The sequence below is a fragment of the Pseudomonadota bacterium genome (assembly GCA_034660915.1).
GTDB lineage: Bacteria > Desulfobacterota > Anaeroferrophillalia > Anaeroferrophillales > Anaeroferrophillaceae > DQWO01.
This window is the reverse complement of record JAYEKE010000038.1, coordinates 1-18838: the sequence shown is the minus strand read 5'-3', so window position 1 is coordinate 18838 and position 18838 is coordinate 1. Positions and strand designations below refer to the sequence as shown.

Below are 18838 nucleotides of genomic sequence, written 5' to 3'. Positions count from 1 at the left end.
TCCTTGACCGGGGAATATCTCTGCGTGGTCACCGAAGAAAAACACATGGCGGTTTTGACTGTCGAAGTCGAGAAAAACAAAAACTTCCAGGGCGATGTTGATACTTTAGCGAAAGGAATACAGACAGATTGTCAAAAACTGGTTGGCATCCGACCGAGAATCAGCATCCGCGAAGCCGGAACCTTGCCCCGGGAAACCCATAAAGCCAAACGCGTAGTTGATAAAAGATAGCAAAGTGCTGGGAAGCTCCTCTCCTTCCCTTTAAGGTAAGGAGAGGAGCTTATTCTGTCATTAACCAGATTAATAAAGGAGAAAATAGTCATGGCAAACAAACAGGAATTAAGAAAGGAACAACCGTATATCGGCGGGGTGCTAAAACTACGTCTTCCTTTTATTCATTATCGGGTCGAATATCAGGATTTTATCCAGGGAGCCATTCTCAGTTGTGTTCCTCTGGGAATTACCGCGGCAATGACCAAGTTTTTAGGCATTCCCATTGAAGTGGCGGTATTGATGGTAGTTCTGAATAACTTTCTCTATCTTCTGCATACCTCTTTCGGTGATCCTTCCATCAGTGGCTGGATAACAGCCGGCATACCCCTATACATTTCCTATCTTACCGGGTTTGAGGCCGGACCTGAAAGAATTCAGGCATTGATTGCCCTGCAAGTTCTTGTCGGGCTGATTTTTTTGATTTTAGGTGCTACCGGCATATCCAAATATGTTATAAAACACTTCCCCATATCCATGCGTTCCGGAATATTACTGGGGGCCGGCTTCGCCTCGCTGATGCGCGTCTTCAAACCCAGCCAGCCATTTATCGGCAAAATGCCCATCTCATTTCTGGTTGCCAGCTTTTTAAGTTTTTTTGTGCTATTTTCCACTCGGGCTGTATCATTTAGAAAGAAATTCGGCTGGTTTGCCTGGGTCGCCAGCTTCGGAATCGCTCCGGGATTTGTTGTCGGCTACCTGGTCGGTCTGATGACCGGGGAAATAAAGCCTCCAACCGGGATTTTTGATCGTTTCATTATTGCTCTGCCTTTTGGTGACATGATCAATTCATTTTCCGCTGTTGGCGTCGGCTTCCCTTCTGCATCTACGTGGGCGGCTGCTGTTTCTCTGGCTATTGTCGCCTATGTGCTTGCCTTTGGTGATATTCTGGTACTTGAAGCCATGATTGACGATGCCAGCCAGGCCCGGCCCGATGAAAAGATTATTTTCAGTGTCCCCCGCAATCACATCATCACTTCATTCCGTAATGTATTTCAAGGATTTTTTATACCTTTCATCTCTCTTTGTGGACCGCAATGGACCGGGGGACAGGCTCTGGTTGTCAATCGCTACAAACATGCAACCCCGAAAGAGGAACCATCCTACTGGGGCGGCGCGACATCCCTTTTCTGGGGTATGAGTATCGCTATGGTTTGTCATCCATTTGTCCAGATTATTCTTCCCGCCAAAATGATCGGTTTTGGTCTTACCTTGTTAATTCAGGGATATCTGTGCATCTATCTTGCCTTTGCCATGTGCCATACCAATGTTCAACGTGGTATTGCCGGCGTTATGGGGGCGGTGCTGGTAACAGCAAACTACGTCAAGCTTTGGGGCAGCCCTTTATGGTCCGGCCCGACATTGGCTCTCATAATCGGGGCAATCCTCTTTTTTGCTTTAGAATATAATCCAGAAAAAGAGGAAGAAGAACCTCCTGGAAATGTAGACAAAGAAGTAGAAAAAGAATTAAAAGAGTATGACACTGAGTAAATAGCAAGGAAACGATTTTCGGCCAGCTATACTTTAAGCAAAAGTATAGCTGGCCGAGACCCATCATGGTTGTCAAAATGAAGCAAAATGTCAGAAAAAAATTAATTGTTTTATTAAAAGTCGGAGTCCCCTACACCATTGGGGGCGTTCTGATCATTTACCTGGGAATTTATCTCCTGAAACGTCTGTTTCCCGACAGCGATTATCTCACTGCGATGATTTTTATCTGGCTGGCTTTCTTCTGGTTCATTTACCAGCCTTTATTCAGAAAAAAAATCATGGGCGCAAAAAAACTTTTAGAGAAACAATAGCTTATTCAATCGCATATTGTTTCAGCTTTTTATAGAAAGTTCTCCTGCTTATACCAAGAGTACGCATCGCGGCAGACTTATTGTTATTATGTTCTTTTAAGGCGTTAATGATGGCCTTTTTTTCCACCTCTTTAATTTTTTCCCCCATAGCACCTGTTTCTTTAGCCTCACTCTGACTGCCCGTTTTATAATTCAAGAGATAGCGCGGCAGATCATCAGGAAACACGGTATCCCCCCGGCAGACTACAGCAACATATTCAACCACATTCTGCAGTTCCCTGATATTGCCTTTCCAATCATATTCCATAAAGAGATCCATGACCTCTTTTGAAAAATAAAGCGGCTCTATGCCTTTTTCTCTCGCTATGCTGTCAGTAAAATGATCCACCAGAAGGTAAATATCATCTTTACGATCCCGCAAAGGAGGAAGAGTTATAGTAAAAACATTGAGTCGATAATATAAATCTTCCCTGAAGCTGCCATCTTTGACCATCTCTTCCAGATTTTTATTTGTTGCCGAGATAATCCGGACATCAACATCGATAACCCCCTGACCACCAACACGTTCTATTTGCTTTTCCTGGGTTACCCGCAACAGCTTAGCTTGCATAGCCAAGCCCATATCTCCAATCTCATCAAGAAATATGGTCCCTTTATCAGCCAACTCAAATTTACCGATTTTTCCAGTTTTTTGGGCACCAGTAAAAGCTCCCGCGGCATAACCAAAAAGCTCACTTTCCAGGAGCGGCTCAGGTATGGCGGCACAGTTAACGCGAATCATCGGGTTTTTTCTTCTCTCACTGGTATTGTGAATGGCATTGGCTATCCCTTCTTTTCCGGTACCGTTTTCTCCTCTGATCAGGACGTTAACATTGGTAGTGGCAACCCGGTTAGCTTTGGCCAAAACCACCGCTAACCGACCATTTTTACCAATAATAGAATTAAAGGCTCGCGGCAGTTTGGCTTTTAAATCCAATTCATTCTTCAAATACCTATTCATGTGCTCCATCCGCTCAACCTTCCGGCTGAGTTCGATGGTTTCATCGATGCTGCGAAAGACTGAAACAGCTCCTACTTTTTTCCCTCCATTATAGATGGGAGTAATGGTCGCGATAACTTCCATGTCCACAGATTCAATGCGAATACGTTCATTGACATACGGCTCCGCACCTCGCAAAACCCGTAGACATTTAGAAGTGGGCTCCACTATGGTCATGCTTTTACCAAGAATCTTCCAACTGGCAACTCCAATTAATTTGCTATAGGCATGATTGGTATAAACAATCATTGTTTCGGCATTTATAATGATAATCGCATCATGCATGGCATCAAATATCTCTGGAGCGGGAATAAATTTTGTCACCGCACCCAAATGTAAAATGGCCGGGTTGTTGACGGAGACAGCCCCTAACAACAAACCTTCTCTATCAGCGACAAACATGAGTTCATCATCACGCTGACTAAAGAACTCTTTAATCTTTAAGGCGTTCTCATTTTCCAGCGGGGCATTCAAAGATGAAACATAGAGATCACCAACAGTTCCCCGCTCCGCGGCAGCCAACGTACTTCTCTCCAGCACACCAATAAACCTTGCCGCTTGATCAACCACAGGCAGAACATTAGACGTAATGGACTGGCCAATCTCCGTTGCTTTTTCAATTGAGTATTCAGGAAAAACAATCGGCAACGATTCCCTGTCAACATCCATCAAATCTTTAACCAGCATTTACTCTCTCCCAGAAGATACTCTCAAAATCGCTAGACAATTGCGACTGCGTTAAGCTACTGGATGCGGGTCAAGCCCGGCATGACGAAACAGGAGTTGTTACGACACCATCAAGATGGTTGTGGGTAAATTAACAAATTACCGCTTGACAACCATGGCAACTGCCTCTCCCCCACCAAGGCACAGAGTAGCCAGGCCGGACTTTTTATCCTGTTTTATCATTTCATGAAGCAGGGTTACCAGCACTCGACACCCACTGCCCCCAATCGGATGTCCAAGGGCCACGGAGCCACCGTTTACATTTACTATGGCAGGATCAATCCCCAGTTCCCTCAGCACGGCAACGGTGGAACCACTAAACGCTTCATTGACCTCATAAAGGTCCACATCTCCAGTCGTAATCCCCTCCTTAGCCAGGCATTTCGGAATTGCCCAAATGGGGGCAACAAGAACATATTTCATGTCAATGGCAAAAGATGCCTGCGCTCCTATAGTTGCCATGATGGGACAACCAAGCTCTATCGCTTTTTCTCTGGACATGACCACGACCGCAGCCGCGCCATCACTGAGAATAGACGCGTTTCCCGCCGTCGTCAGCCCACCTTGTTTAAACGCAGGCTTCATTTTTGCCAGTATTTCATAACTCGTGTCCTGAGGACACTCATCCTGGCTGAAGATCACCGGCTCTCCTCTTTTTTGAGGAATTTCCACGGGAATAATTTCATCCTCAAACCTGCCGGATTCAATGGATTTTAACGCTCGGCGATAAGATTCCTCGGCATAGCGATCCTGATCTTCCCGGCTGACATGATATCTTTCCGAGCAAAGTTCGTTGGAAATACCCATATGAAAATCATTGACAATATCCCAAAGACCATCGTGGACCATGCTGTCCTCAAGCGTTCCCGGCCCCATGCGATAACCAAAACGACCCTTATCCAGATAATACGGCGCCATGGTCATGTTTTCCATGCCGCCGGCAACTATTATTTCCGCGTCACCAACCTGGATAGCCTGAGCCGCCAACATAACCGTTTTCAGGGCGGAGCCGCATACCTTATTGACCGTGATACACTCCACCTTCCATGGCATACCGGCCTTCACGGCAGCTTGTTTTGCCGGGTTCTGACCGTAACCCAGCGGCAACACTTGCCCCATGAGAACCTCATCAACCATTTCCTTATCAATAGCGGCCCGCTTAACCGCTTCTCTAATAACCAGGCCACCAAGATCAGTAGCGCCGATATTCTTAAGAGAACCATTAAAACTGCCCAAAGGGGTCCGCACCGCACTTACAATAACTGCTTCTTTCATCTCTTTTTCTCCTTAAAAACCATTTAAATGAACTAAATTTACCTGACGTTTGTATACGTCTTCGCAAACATTCCTATATCCGGCTTAGCCGAAACCAACAAGCCCCGACTGAAACAAGATGATTTCGCCTGACAGTCAACTTCAGCCTAAAGGCTCTTGATTATTTTCTTCCAGTTCATTATGCATAAATGTTTTAATCACTGAAACAATCTCATTAACATCATCAACAACCTGCAATAAAGACAGGTCCTCTTCACGGATATAACCCGAAGCCTCCAACTCTTTACGCAACCAGGAAAACAGGCCCTGCCAGTAATGACTGCCATAGAGAATGATCGGGAAAGGACGAATCTTATCTGTTTGAATCAGGGTCAAAGCTTCAAACATCTCATCGAGAGTTCCAAACCCCCCGGGGAAAACGACAAAAGCCTTGGAATATTTAATCAGCATGACTTTGCGCACAAAGAAATATTTAAAGGATACCAGTTTAGAGATATATTCATTTGGCTTTTGCTCCATGGGCAAAGTGATATTCAAACCTACAGAGTCCCCGCCTGCCTCCAGGGCGCCGCGATTGGCGGCGGCCATAATCCCCGGCCCACCACCGGTTATGACGGTAATCCCGGACTTTGCCATTATATTCCCCAATGCCAAAGCCTGCTGATAATCTTCATGTTCCTCCCGGGTCCTGGCAGAACCAAAGATAGTAATCGCCGGACCACAATCTGACAGTTTCTCAAACCCTTCTACAAATTCAGAAATTATTTTGAATATCCGCCAGCTCTCTTCAAGCTTAAAGTCATCGATGAGATACTGCTCATGATTGTGATTATTATTGCCAGACATAATTACCCCTAAGGAAAAACTAACGCGGGCGTTACCTGCAAGTAAGTGCTCTTATCAGAGCCTTGCATAAGTTTCTTCATTAGAACCTTTGCCTAACGGCAAGGAAATTGTGAAGCACTTAACATTTTCTTGTTTTCCAAACAATAAAATAACCTGTAAGGCACTAATTTCGGAAACTGGTTACCGGCGCCGGCAACTGCCCTTTGCGCCAGATAAAATAGTCGCTGCTCTCTTTATGTAACGGCATGATATAAGCGTTCCCCAACAGCCCTCCCCAGGAAACATGATCTCCCGCTTTTTTCCCGGGAACCGGAATCAATCGTACCGCCGTAGTTTTATTGTTCATCACCCCGATGGCCAGCTCATCAGCAATAATCGCCGAAATAGTGGTAGTTTTGGTATCACCAGGAACCGCAATCATATCAAGTCCCACCGAGCAAACCGTGGTCATCGCTTCAAGTTTATCTATCCCCAAAGCTCCAACCTTCACCGCCTCCAACAGTCCAACATCCTCACTGACCGGGATAAAAGCGCCACTCAAACCACCAACATGCGATGAAGCCATCATGCCACCCTTTTTTACCGCATCGGTCAGCAGCGCCAGCGCCGCGGTTGAACCATGGGTTCCTACTCGTTCAAGCCCCATGGCTTCCAATATACGGCCAACACTATCCCCCACAGCGGTAGTCGGGGCTAAAGAAACATCAATGGAGCCAAAACGGACACCAAGGCTGCGAGCCAATTCCTGCCCAATTAGCTCCCCGGCCCGGGTTATTTTAAAAGCGGTCTTTTTGATCGCTTCCGCCACCTCATCCAGGGCAAGATCCCGGGGCAAGCCGGCAACAACCCGTCGCAACACCCCTGGACCGGAAATCCCGACGTTTATAATGTTGTCAGCTTCCTGCAGGCCGTGATAACCGCCGGCCATAAACGGATTATCGCTGACCGGATTGGCAAATACCACAAATTTAGCCGCGCCTATGGCCTGGTCGCTGTTCATGGCCAGATCCCGGATAATACCGCCAACTTTAGCCACCGCCCGCATATTGACACCGGCCTTACTGGATGCCAGGCTGAAAAAACCGCAAACTTTTTTTGTTTCACCCAAAGCAACAGGAATAGCATCCATTAATGTCTGTTCGGCATAGGTCATACCTTTCTCACAAAAGCCACCATAACCACCCAGAAAATCAACCCCAACTTCACCGGCGCAACTATCGAGAAGCTGCGCATAGGCTACACAACGATCCAGATCCTGTTCGGCCGCCCCCGTCAAAGCGCCGGCCAACACCACCGCGGCCGGAGTTATGGTGATCCGCCGGTTGATGATGGGTATACCATAATAGGACTGGATTTTTTCGGCCCGCTTGACAAAGTGGCGGGCGGTTGCCAGAATCTTTTTTTCCGTTCGTCTGCAGAGGGTGGCAAAATCATCAGAGACACATGGCAGCAAATTAATTCCCAGGGTTACCGCCCGGATATCAAAATGCTCCTTTTCAGTCATTTGATATGTTTCATACACTTCTTCTAAAGAGATTATCTGTGGCATAAAAAAGCCTGTCCCATCAAACCCGATGCATAACTTCAAAAATTTTATGGTGCTGAAGCTGGATGGAAAGGCCAATTTTCTCCCCCAATTTTTCCAGCTTCGGCCCCACGACCCCCACATCACTGCGGGCATCAACCATATCCACCAGCATGGTCATGACAAAAACACCCTGTATGATTTTCTGGTTAATATCCTCGATATTGATGTTTTCCTTCCAGAGAAAATCAGCCACCTGAGCTACAATACCAGTTTGATCCTTGCCAATAACCAACACTATCGCCAGGTTTTTTTCTTTACTTTTCATAGCGCAATTCCTTTTAAGCTTTTGTCCCTTCTGCCATCCTCCAGACAATGGAAGCCTGAGAAGCAACATCCTCAAGCGAGGCGAACAATTGCCCTATCAGTTCCCGCCTGGCCTCATAATCCCGCCCGGGAAACAAAGATGCGGACTGGGCGGGAATGGAAAAAAAATCCCGCATGAACTCGAGATCAAATGGCCGTATCCATTGATGATGGCAAACATGATGGCAATACTGCTCCAAAGCACTGGATGCTTTCTGATAATCCGTAATAACCCGAAAGCGCGGAAGTGGTTCTCCAAGACGCTGAAAAGCCACAGCGAACAAATCATCGCCAGCTGGATTGGTCAAATGGGGATAAAATGAAAAAGCGACTTTACCTCCCGGGGACAAGCACGCTGCCGCTTCCCTGAGACTACGTTCCACATCCGGAAAAATAAAAATCGAAGCATTGTAAAGGACATAGTCATAAAGCTGATCACCGACGATCTCAGTCAATCGCTCCCCATCTCCCAGCACCAGACAAACCTCCTGGTTGGCAACATGCAAAGCCTGTCCGTCCGCCACCATCCTGGCCGACAGGTCAAGCCCCATTACCTGGCAGGAAAATTGTTCATGCAGGGCTAGGGCGGAAATACCGTTGCCACAACCAACGTCCAGCACCCGGCTTCCGGACTGCAAACCAATTTTCTTCGCCAGCTGGACGGTAAGATCATAGAAGAAATGATGTTTCTCTTCAAAATCCTGATAAATCTGATAACTTTGATCAAAGTTGTCGGCTACCTTCTGTTTCACCTTAAGGTGAAACTTTTCCGGTTTTGTCATAACTCTCCCAACCCGAATAAGCACTGATTTTTGGTTTAAATTTTGTAACTATCTCAACTTTCTGACTTAGATTACCAGAGAACCATTTCAGGATGTTCGGGCTTGGCTCATAGCCGTGTCTGCCGACAGGCAGGCGGTATTGCCGCCTGGGTTGGGACAGTTTTTAAAACTGTCCCACATTGTGATTCGCGGCGGACAATCGGGGACATTGCTTTAGCGGTGTCCTCACAAGCCGGCCTGTCTGCGTGCGGCACGCACAGGCAGGCCATGGACGGCCGGCGAGAATGAGCGAGAGCCATGCCGGAACATCCGGGGACATTGCTTTAGCGCCCCCACAGTCCAGCTGTTTTCAGATCAACTCAAAAAGTTGAGTAACTATTTAAGATAAGGCAGCATAGCCTTAAAATCCGGGCCCTCAGCCTTTTCAAGAAAATGGAAAAGAACCGTCTGAACGCTGGTCATAATACCCCCAGCCCGCTCCATGAGGGAACATCCGGCCTGAAAATCAAAAGTATACCGTGATCCGACCGCATCTTTAAGCACAAACACCGAGTATCCCTGATCCAAAAGATCGATTGCTGTCTGCAGGACACAGATATGGGTTTCAATCCCCATGATCAGCAGTTGATTTCGCCCAAGCTCTGCGACCCGCTCACCGATAGCATCCCAACCGGAAAAGATTTTTTTCGCAAACGGCTGGTAATCATCATCAAGCACCATCTTTATTTCCTCATTGGTCGCCCCTAAACCTTGGGGATATTGCTCCATAACCACAATGGGAATGGAAAGTTTTCTGGCCATCTGAATAGCCAACGCCGCCTGTTTTTTCAGCTGTTCAATCACTTTCGGAGCAAAAGTATTTAAGATTGCATCTTGAAAATCCACAATAATCAACGCTGATTGATCCTTTATCGGACAAAATGACCGGCCACTCATCTGTTACTCCTTTCCGTTAGGTTTAATCTCAAAAACAATCTCACCTGCATGCGGTTTCAGACACGCCATCAACTATTTTTTCTGCCGCCTCTGTCGCCTCTCCTCTGTAACTTTCTTTAACTTCATAAACTGCTCCCGAGAAAGGATTCCCCTCACCTCCAGCAGATATTCCATGCGAGCATTATTCAGCCTTTCATTGGCACGCTGAGCGTCAGCCAGCCGTTCTCTTGCCTGATCTGCTGAAAAGTCCTTTGACTCCATGGCCCGTTCCAGCCGCACCCCACTTTTGTCTACCTCTGTGCGTAATTCAATAAATTCAAGCCGATGCCCGGAAAAAAGTTTATCCAGTTTCTGTTTTTGGTCCGCCGTCAAACCCAAACGGGCCGCAAAGCGATCATTACGCCACCATTTTCGCAATAAATCTGTCCGGCTGCCAGCCCATCCTGACAATGCCGCCGACAAACCAAGAGTGACCACCAGTACCATAAACAAAGTCTTTTTCCGGTTCATGTTTGCTCTCCTGCTTCGGGAATAACAAATTCTATCATCTCGTCTATTTGTTCCATAATCTCACTCTCCAGGATTCCACCACTCAAAGTACTGACCCAAACAGGTTCAGAAGCCGCCGTGCCCGGCAGTAATTGATCCGCCATAACTTCCAGGCTGTCGGCGCTGGCAAATAGCGATGGGCTTTCCAGGGACACCTGGGCCACCGGCGGAAAGTGGTAAGGTATCATAAAAGTCAGCAAAATAAAACATCCCAGAACCATCACTGAAGTCCATGCCGGCTGCCAGCTAAATCCCCGATTAGTCTTTCGCTCAATTTCATCCCGTACCTTAGCCCGAATCCGCTGCATTTGCAAGGTCGTCGGAGCAAGGTAATCACGAGTATCATCCACCTGTTGTTGAAAACGTAGCAGTTGCTGCCGGCAGCTCGAACAGGAGGAAACATGTTCCTGTGAACCCTGAGCGCACTGCTCACCATCAATGAGGACCTCCAGCAGATGATCTTCACAAGTGGATGAAGATAACGAGTTATCCATCATGACTCCTCCAGCAAGTAAGTTTTCATCTTTTTAACCGCCCGATAAAGATGGGTCTTAATTGTATTCAGATTTTTACCGGCCGCCTCTGATATCTGCAATAATGAAAAACCATCCAAAAACCTGAGGCTAAAATATTCCTTTTCTGCCGGGCTGAGACGATTCATCAGCGTCAAAAGGTGTTTCCCCTGCTCTTTACTGAGGACTGCATCCAAAGCTGAAACTTGTTGTTCATCAAAATATTGCTCCAATGCCGGCTGCGATTTTGAACCATCGGGAAAGTCCCGCTCCCTAACCCAGTCAAATTTCCACCATGGCTTCCGATAGTAATCAGCAATTGCATTTTTTACCAGTCGGTATATCCAGGTTTTCAATTGCGATTCACCGCGAAAACTGTCAAGCCCACGGTAAAGCTTCAGCAACACGTCCTGCATGATATCTTCCGCATCAGCCGGGGCATTAACCCGGGATCGTATCATCCGGTAAATATCATTCTGCCATTGGTCCAGGAACTGGTCAAAGGTATTATGATCCATAAAGATTCAATATCCGCAAGGTCATTTACAGGCTACCTTGCAAAATGGTCTTTTTGTCCAACTACTGAGCCCATAGTCATCACGACCTGAAGACATCATACCTGTAAGGTTCCACCACTGATTATAGACGTCCCCTATATAATCTTAGTTTACCCGCCATTGGAGATACCGCTGTTTTTTTCGGCAATTGAGGAACAAAAGTACGAGAACTCGGCCCGGTTAAAAAACACCATGACCTTATGTAATAACAATGCCTATCTTTGACAATGGGGACAATAATAAGTCGAACGACCGCCAATGACGGTTTTCAAAATGGCTGCCTGATGACAGGTCAAACAGGTTTCGCCTGCCCGTCCATAGACATTCAAATGGCGGGCAAACCTGCCTTCAGTCCCATCCAGACCGACAAAATCACTGATAGTGGTCCCGCCAGCGGCAATGGCCTCGGTTAACACCTGCTTAATAGCCTCAACCAAGGCTAAATACTGCCGTTGGCTCAGTTTGCCTGCCGCTTTCGTTGGCCGAATGCCAGCCCGAAACAGTGATTCGCTGGCATAAATATTACCAATCCCAACCACAAAATTATTGTCCATCAACAGTGATTTGATCGGTCGCCGGCGGCCACGGCTCAGGCGATGGAGATAGCTGGAGGAAAAATGCTCCCCAAGGGGTTCAGGCGGCAGATTGTCCAGACATTCAGGGAGAGATCCTGGAATGTGCAGCGGCAGGATGTCAACCAGACCAAATTTACGGGGATCATGAAAACGCAGACTGCAACCATCATCTAAAAACCAGATTATACGTTCATGCTTTTCCACTGGCAACTCCCCTGGAACAATTTTCAGGGAACCACTCATTCCCAGATGCAGCAGCATGACCCGCATGCCGGTAAATTCAAGCACAATATACTTTGCCCGCCGGGAAATTTTGATAATTTCCTTATCCAACACATCCGGCAACTTCTGCTTAAAAGGAGCAAGAGGCTTGCGAAGCTTATCCGTCAGGACATCTACTCTGGTCATCTTCCGTCCAAGAAGATGCGGATGTAAAACCCTGGCAACAGTTTCAACTTCCGGCAGTTCAGGCATGATTTTTCATCATTCTTCAGCCATGGCACTATCCGGCGAATACCCCTTCAACATGCGGCCAGCCGGCTTGAAATACGCTCAAGCAGCTACAACGCTTTTAGCTTTTTTATTCGCCTGAAGTTTGTGTTACAAGAAGACAGGAAAAAACTGACTACAGAGATTTCAACATGACAACCGGCTCTATTACGCCAGCAAAAAGATTTGCCTCTTATCTCTGTGCTGTCTTTGGCAGCATATTACTGTTTTACAGGGGACCGGATGATAGCCTGCGCTCGGCTACCCAGGCCTGGAACCTGGGCCACATCATTCTCTTTGCCGCCCTAAGTGTCATTATCTGGTATCATGGGAAAAAATTCCTGCCCCGAAAATTCCTGCCTTTGCTCAGCATGCTGCTATTTCTGACACTCCTGGCCGGAGGGACCACGGAAGTTATGCAGATATTCTCTCAGCGAACACTGGATATCGCTGATATCTGGCGCGACTGCCTGGGAACCCTGATCGCGGCAGCATTCCTGTTGCCAGCCAGGACATCGCTGTGCTCAAGCCGCCAGCGAAAATTCCGGTTTCTGGTCATTTTCCTGACCATCATTACCCTCATCCCCCTGGGGAAAGCCCTGATCGATGAAACCATAGCCAGAGATCAGTTCCCCCTGCTGGCTGATTTTGAAACACCATTTGAGCTAAGTCGATGGGAACAAGGGCAGATAGACCACCAGCTGGCCCGCCATGGGCACTCTTCCCTTAAAGTTCTGCTGACCACCGAGCAGTATTCAGGAGATTCCCTCCTTTATTTCCCTCCGGACTGGTCGCAATATACCAGCCTGCATTTCAGTATCCACAACGGGACGGAAACACCATTGATCATCGTCTGCCGCCTTCACGACCGCTTCCACGCCAAATCTGGCAATGACTACCATGATCGCTTCAATCGGCGGTTAACCTGCCAACCAGGATGGAATGATTTTTCCATCCCGCTCAAGGAAATCAAAAATGCTCCGACCGGCAGGAAAATGGATATGACCACAATTATCAATCTACGGCTCTTTACCGTGCAGCTTCAGCAGCCGGTTACCATTCATCTTGATTATTTTTACCTGGAAAAATAATTGACCGCGTTTTGAAAAAGGGCAAAACCGGGGCCGGGATCATCCCATTTCCCGGTTTCCTGTCGGGCAGTCATATCCGGCCAGGAAGGCAACTGGCTCAGAACCAGGGCCCGTTCAGGATGTGGCATCATCCCTAAAACTTTTCCACTGTCATCACAAATCCCGGCGATATCAAACAGTGAACCATTGGGGTTTTGGGGAAACTTTCCCCCAGCCGGTCTCCCTTCCTGATCCGCATACATCATCGCCACATTGCCGCCATCCTGGAGACGCGGCAAAACTTCAAGGGGGGCGTAAAACCTGCCCTCACCATGGGCTATGGGTATATGGAGCCGGTTCAGACCCTGTAAAAAAACGGAATGGTTTTCCGGCACCAGCAGATCCACCCAACGACACTCATAGCGGGATGAAGAGTTGGAGATCAATGCCACCTGGCGTTCACCGTAATTTTCAGCAAATCCCGGCAGCAAGCCCAGGTTCACCAACACCTGGAAGCCGTTGCAGATTCCCAGCACCAGACGGTCACCAAGAACAAAATCCATCAATTCCGACCAGAGGGTATTTCTCATCTTGTTGGCAAGGGCATTGCCGGAACCGGTATCATCGCCGTAAGAAAAGCCGCCGGGAACGACAAAAATCTGCGCCTTCCTCAGTTGCCCAGGATCGGCAATCAGATCATTCACATGCATAATTCGACATTGCGCCCCACAGCGACTGAAAGCAAAAGCTGTTTCTTCCTCACAATTGATGCCATAACCGGTCAGCAGCAGAACTCGGGGTGAAGCCATATATCAGTCTCCCTAAAAGCCGGCGAAAGGCTGTTGATAAGCCGCCAGTAACTCTTTAAGCGGTACATCTACATACGTTGTTTCATCTTGCAGCACTTCCAGATGACTACTTTTATTGACTGTGCCCAAGTAATGACAGGGAATTGCGGCGGCAGCAGATTCAAAAACCCGGCGCCGCCCAGGATCTATACTTACCAGAAACCGTCCCAATGATTCAGCAAACAAATAAAACTCCACTCGTTGATCACCAGGAACCTTGATAGTCGCCCCCAGACCATGAGCCATGGATGACTTACCCAGAGCCACAGCCAGGCCGCCCTGGGCCAAAGGATAAAGGGAGCGGCATAATCCTGGTTCAACCAAGCTGCATATTTGCTCATAGATGGCCCGAAAATCCCTGGCCCGCACCTGAGGAACTACCCCCCTGTTTTCTCCTGCCAGAAACTTTTCATCCCGCAGCATAGTCAAAAACTCGCTGCCACCCAGCTCACTGCCTGTCTCCCCGATCAGGTAAATCAAATCACCCTCTTCCTGGAAAGCAAAGGAGCGGACCCGGTCAACATGGGGAATAACCCCCAGGGAAGAGATCAATAAAGTGGGGGGCACCGAGATGGTTATGGGCTGGTCATCGGAATCAAAACCACAAAAATCATTAAACATGCTGTCTTTGCCGGAAATAAACGGAGTCCCATATGCCACCGCTATTTCATAACAGGCCCGGGCCGCTTCTTTCAACTGCCAGAGCCGGCCGGGGTCATTTGAGGAGCACCAGCAGAAATTGTCCAACAGGGCTATGCGCTCAAGGGGGCAGCCAACAGCCAACAGGTTGCGGATGGCGGTATCAATGCCGGCGACGGCCATGGCATAAGGATCCAATTCACTGTAGGAGGGATACAGGCTTTGGGAGACCGCAACCCCCCGTGGTTTATCCAGCACCGGTCGGACAACCGTAGCAAAGTTATCAATCCGGTTCCGGCCAATCAAAGGTTTTAACACCGACCCGCCCTGGACTTCATAATCATACTGGGTACTGACAAAGGAACGGGAACAGATATTCAAGCGGGCAAAGAGTTTAAGAAAAAGGTCGTTGACCGGCAGTTGCAGCGGTAATTCAACCGGGGACAAGACCACACGGCAAGGCTCGGTTTGCAGAACTTTCGCCGGCAAACCATTATGGAGAAAATCAAGATCCAGATCCACTACCGTCTGCCCTTGATGGAGTACCTGACAGCGACCAGTATCGGTAAACCTGCCAATGATGGTTCCTTCAACTCCCTGGCGACTCAGTAAATCTTGCAGCTGTTCCCAGTTTTTCGGCGGCACCGCCAGGGTCATCCTTTCCTGAGACTCACTGATCCATATCTGCCAGGGAGCCATTCCCGGATATTTGGTCGGCACCCGATCAAGCTCCACCAAACAGCCGCCACATTCCCGGGCCATCTCCGCCACCGAGCAGGACAGTCCACCAGCGCCGTTGTCAGTAATACTGTTATACAGCTGCAAATCACGGGCAGCCTTGACCAGACAATCGGAAAACTTCTTCTGGGTAATGGGATCCCCGATCTGCACTGCGGTCGCCGGACTGCCGCCGGTCAAGGCTTCAGAAGAAAACGTCGCCCCATGAATACCATCCAAACCCACCCGACCGCCAATCATGACAATATAATCACCGGCTTTCGCCTTTTTCTCATGGCTGGGCAGATCATTGATAAAACGCGGAATCAGGCCGACCGTGCCGACAAAAACCAGCGGTTTCCCCTTGTAGCGGCGATCAAAGACCATAAATCCCTGGGTGGTGGGAATGCCGGAACAATTCCCCCCCACTCGCACCCCATCAATAACCCCTTCCATAATCCTGCAAGGCAAAAGCGCCTGATTATGTCGGCCGGGAGAACGGTAAATCGGCGCATAATCACCGGGATCAGCAAAACAATAACCATAGCGATTCAAGACCGGTTTTGCCCCCAGGCCAAAACCCACCGTATCCCGGTTGACCCCGACAATGCCGGTAATCGCCCCGCCGAAAGGATCCAGTGCCGATGGTGAATTATGGGTCTCCACTTTATCGGTTACCAGGTATTCATCATCAAAAATAATGGCACCGGAGTTATCCACAAAAACGGAAACACAAGGGTCATCCTCTCCCCGTAAAGCTCGTATTTTCGCAGTCGCCCCCTTGATATAGCGCCGATATAAACCATCAACCACCTCGTCAATGGAAGCGGCAAAAATCGTATGCTTGCAGTGTTCAGACCAGGTCTGCGCCAGGGATTCCAGCTCAATATCTGTGGGATGACGATGTTCCTTATGCTTAAAATAATCTATGATAACATCAAGATATGGCCGTTCTAGCGCCAGAGGACCCCGGAACACCGGCTGCTCATGGGCATCATAATGATCAATAATTCCCTTTTTCCCCAGAGTTTCCAGCTGCGCACCCGGGATGTCAAGATCGATGGTTTTAACCCCGGCTGTTTCCATTAAGGATACCCGGGGGACCACCGGGTCCATCCCCCCTTCCGTTCGGTAACCTGCCTGCGATTTAACCTGAACCCGCTGAATCAGGGGATTTGCCAGGCTGGCAGAGATACGCGCCACATCCTGCTCATCAATATCACCGACCAGATAAAAAATCCGGCTACTGTAAATCCCGGCATCCGGGGGCAACCGGCGCTGCCAGCTATCCTGAAGGGTTTCTCCGGTAGTTGAGGCAACATTATCCGTAACCCCTGGAAGAAAACCAACTTCAATGGCATGGGAAAAGTCCTTCAGCGTCCGGGCTTTATCAATAATAAACTGATGAACAACCGGATTGCTCAATAACTCTGCTGCCTGCAGCAGCTCCGCAGCGGTAAAATCTCCCTCCAGGGTATAAACATCAGAGATGGAGACCGCGGTGATCCGGCCACTCAACCCCAAACCCTTAAGACGGTCAAATATCCGCCGGGCCCGGGTATCCAATTCGGGCTGCTGATAATAAACTTCTATTCGATGTGCCATAGCCTCTTCTTTATGTACCATTTACAATGGATTTTGTTCTCTCATAGCACCAACTACACAGTAAGGAAACCAATTCCTTCACTTCGTTGAAAATAACATATCCACAGATAGAAGTACATACCTATCAGAATTCCTAAAAAGTGATTGGGTTCCACTCTAACCCAGCAAAGACAATAAATACTTTTACAGATTTTTCAACTGTGTTATTGTCGAAAGTGTACATTATGCTCAAAGGCATTTCGGCTGAAAGACAAAGCAGGCAACATTGATCTGAACTATCAAATCTCCATTGAGGTAAACGGCATGCATTCAACCAACGATCAACAGGATTATCTGCTCAAGGCTGTTCATGCTTTCAAAAGGAAATTTTTTGTCATTTCGCCGGATTTCGAAATCCTGGCGGTGAACGAACAGGGCCTTAAAAACTCCAATGTTGAAATTGTCGGGGGCCACTGCTATGAGCAATTCCGAAATTTACCAAGTCCCTGCGAACATTGCCCAGCCCTGGAATCTTTGCAGACCCGCATTCCCACCTTCCTTGGCAGTCATAACATCTCCCAGGAAAAAATAGCCTGTATTTTCAGCTACCCCCTGCTCTCCGATGGTAAAATCGACGCCCTGGTCATGGTGGATTTTGACCTGCCGGTCCAGGTCTGGCTGGAAGAGCAGATGAGCCAATCCAGTACTTTTTTGCACAATCTTCTGCTCAGTTCGGTAGATGGCGTCGTGGCCGCCGACAGAACCGGCAAACTGGTTATTTTCAATCACTCAGTTTCAGAAATCCTGGGGTACGGTATTGACGAAGCCCTTGAAAAACTTGATGTCAGAAATATCTATGTTGATGAAAACGAGGCCGCCGATGTAATGCGCAAACTCCGCAGTAAAGAATACGGTGGCAAAGGAAAATTAAAAGCCCACCATGTTGCCCTGCTGGGGAAGAAGGGGGAAACGATCCCGGTGCGGCTCAACGCCTCCATCGTCTATAAAGATGATCAGGAAGTGGCAACAATCGGTTTTTTCCGTGATCTGCGGGAAACCATCGAAATGGAAAAAGAATTGGAAAAAACCCAGCACCAGCTGCTGCAGTCGGAAAAGATGGCCTCCATCGGCAAGCTGGCAGCCGGTGTTGCCCACCAATTGAATAATCCTTTGGGGGGAATTATCCTGTTTACCAAATTAATTATGGAAGAAAATGATTTAGCTGAAGAGGTCCAGGAAGATTTGCACCGCATTTTGAGAGACGCGGAAAGATGTCGGGATACGGTCAAAGAACTATTGGAATTTTCCCGCCAGACCCGCCAGTTTATGCAGCCCTGTGATATCAACAAGGCTATCAATAGAACTATGTTTTTGCTTGAAAGCCAACCTATTTTCCATAATATTGAGATAGAAAAAAACCTGGCTGAAGCGCTCCCACTGGTGCAGGGTGATACCCAGCAATTAAATCATATGTTAATGAATATCATCCTTAATGCCGTCGATGCCATGGAAGGCAAGGGAAAATTGACCATCAGTACCCGCTTGCCGGCCACCGGAGAACGGATGTATAAGGAAGATGAAGATACCCAGGTGTTGGAATATCCTTTCTGCTGGCTGCCCTCACATGGTGATCGCCTGTGCATTGAGATCTCTGATACCGGCCCTGGTATCCCCAGTGATATCTTACCTCATATTTTTGACCCTTTTTTCACCACCAAAGAGGAGGGTAAG

19 protein-coding genes are annotated in these 18838 nt (G+C 48.0%); 5 read left to right on the top strand and 14 right to left on the bottom strand.

Annotated elements, in window-relative coordinates; genetic code table 11:
• The 3 genes from U9P07_02195 to U9P07_02185 form a co-directional block, all read left to right on the top strand.
• The coding region (locus U9P07_02195; GenBank protein MEA2108217.1) for a phenylacetate--CoA ligase family protein at positions 1 to 231 on the top strand (231 nt) is incomplete at its 5' end.
• Positions 232 to 321: 90 nt separating this feature from the next.
• Positions 322 to 1761, top strand: coding sequence for a hypothetical protein (locus U9P07_02190; GenBank protein MEA2108216.1), 1440 nt, complete (start codon positions 322 to 324; stop codon positions 1759 to 1761).
• A 77-nt stretch (positions 1762 to 1838) separates the two neighbouring features.
• Positions 1839 to 2072 (top strand): hypothetical protein, encoded by a 234-nt coding sequence (locus U9P07_02185; protein MEA2108215.1) that lies wholly within the window; start codon positions 1839 to 1841, stop codon positions 2070 to 2072.
• Position 2073: 1 nt separating this feature from the next.
• Here U9P07_02185 and U9P07_02180 read toward each other — a convergent pair whose 3' ends face one another.
• The 12 genes from U9P07_02180 to mutM all read right to left on the bottom strand — a co-directional run bounded on the left by U9P07_02180 (position 2074) and on the right by mutM (position 12234).
• Complete coding sequence (locus tag U9P07_02180; GenBank protein ID MEA2108214.1) at positions 2074 to 3798, bottom strand: sigma 54-interacting transcriptional regulator; 1725 nt, start codon at positions 3796 to 3798, stop codon at positions 2074 to 2076.
• Positions 3799 to 3936: 138 nt separating this feature from the next.
• A complete protein-coding gene (locus U9P07_02175) occupies positions 3937 to 5112 on the bottom strand; it encodes an acetyl-CoA C-acetyltransferase (protein ID MEA2108213.1) in 1176 nt (391 codons plus the stop codon).
• Positions 5113 to 5253: 141 nt separating this feature from the next.
• Entirely contained in the window at positions 5254 to 5958 is a 705-nt protein-coding gene (locus U9P07_02170; GenBank protein MEA2108212.1) for a TIGR00730 family Rossman fold protein, read from the bottom strand.
• Between the two features lie 163 nt (positions 5959 to 6121).
• Positions 6122 to 7507 carry a PFL family protein gene (locus U9P07_02165; GenBank protein ID MEA2108211.1) on the bottom strand — a complete coding sequence of 462 codons (1386 nt, stop codon included), beginning with the start codon at positions 7505 to 7507 and terminating at the stop codon, positions 6122 to 6124.
• A 16-nt stretch (positions 7508 to 7523) separates the two neighbouring features.
• Entirely contained in the window at positions 7524 to 7811 is a 288-nt protein-coding gene (locus tag U9P07_02160) for an ACT domain-containing protein (protein MEA2108210.1), read from the bottom strand.
• A 13-nt stretch (positions 7812 to 7824) separates the two neighbouring features.
• On the bottom strand, positions 7825 to 8631 hold the full coding sequence (locus U9P07_02155; protein ID MEA2108209.1) for a class I SAM-dependent methyltransferase: 807 nt from the start codon (positions 8629 to 8631) through the stop codon (positions 7825 to 7827).
• Positions 8632 to 8738: 107 nt separating this feature from the next.
• Entirely contained in the window at positions 8739 to 8930 is a 192-nt protein-coding gene (locus tag U9P07_02150) for a hypothetical protein (protein ID MEA2108208.1), read from the bottom strand.
• Between the two features lie 76 nt (positions 8931 to 9006).
• Positions 9007 to 9567: an isochorismatase family protein gene (locus tag U9P07_02145; protein ID MEA2108207.1), complete on the bottom strand. Its 561-nt coding sequence runs from the start codon at positions 9565 to 9567 to the stop codon at positions 9007 to 9009.
• 72 nt (positions 9568 to 9639) lie between these two features.
• On the bottom strand, positions 9640 to 10077 hold the full coding sequence (locus U9P07_02140) for a periplasmic heavy metal sensor (GenBank protein ID MEA2108206.1): 438 nt from the start codon (positions 10075 to 10077) through the stop codon (positions 9640 to 9642).
• Complete coding sequence (locus U9P07_02135) at positions 10074 to 10613, bottom strand: hypothetical protein (GenBank protein MEA2108205.1); 540 nt, start codon at positions 10611 to 10613, stop codon at positions 10074 to 10076. Before U9P07_02135 ends, U9P07_02140 begins: the two co-directional genes overlap by 4 nt.
• Positions 10610 to 11146, bottom strand: a complete 537-nt coding sequence (locus U9P07_02130; GenBank protein ID MEA2108204.1) for an RNA polymerase sigma factor — start codon at positions 11144 to 11146, stop codon at positions 10610 to 10612. The genes U9P07_02135 and U9P07_02130 overlap by 4 nt, the downstream gene beginning before the upstream one ends.
• 254 nt (positions 11147 to 11400) lie before the next feature.
• The gene (mutM, locus tag U9P07_02125; GenBank protein MEA2108203.1) at positions 11401 to 12234 is read right to left on the bottom strand and encodes a bifunctional DNA-formamidopyrimidine glycosylase/DNA-(apurinic or apyrimidinic site) lyase; all 834 of its coding nucleotides are present in this window, start codon (positions 12232 to 12234) and stop codon (positions 11401 to 11403) included.
• Positions 12235 to 12401: 167 nt separating this feature from the next.
• Here mutM and U9P07_02120 point away from each other — a divergent pair, with 167 nt between their 5' ends.
• Positions 12402 to 13340 (top strand): VanZ family protein, encoded by a 939-nt coding sequence (locus tag U9P07_02120; protein ID MEA2108202.1) that lies wholly within the window; start codon positions 12402 to 12404, stop codon positions 13338 to 13340.
• Here the strand turns inward: U9P07_02120 and purQ are convergent.
• Both purQ and U9P07_02110 read right to left on the bottom strand, forming a co-directional pair.
• Positions 13325 to 14128, bottom strand: coding sequence for a phosphoribosylformylglycinamidine synthase I (gene purQ, locus U9P07_02115; GenBank protein MEA2108201.1), 804 nt, complete (start codon positions 14126 to 14128; stop codon positions 13325 to 13327). The two genes, U9P07_02120 and purQ, sit on opposite strands and share 16 nt — an antisense overlap.
• A gap of 12 nt (positions 14129 to 14140) precedes the next feature.
• Positions 14141 to 17128: an AIR synthase-related protein gene (locus U9P07_02110; GenBank protein MEA2108200.1), complete on the bottom strand. Its 2988-nt coding sequence runs from the start codon at positions 17126 to 17128 to the stop codon at positions 14141 to 14143.
• Between the two features lie 303 nt (positions 17129 to 17431).
• Between U9P07_02110 and U9P07_02105 the strand changes: the two genes are divergently transcribed.
• Positions 17432 to 18838 (top strand): histidine kinase dimerization/phospho-acceptor domain-containing protein (locus U9P07_02105; GenBank protein ID MEA2108199.1); only part of this gene is annotated, 1407 nt, incomplete at its 3' end.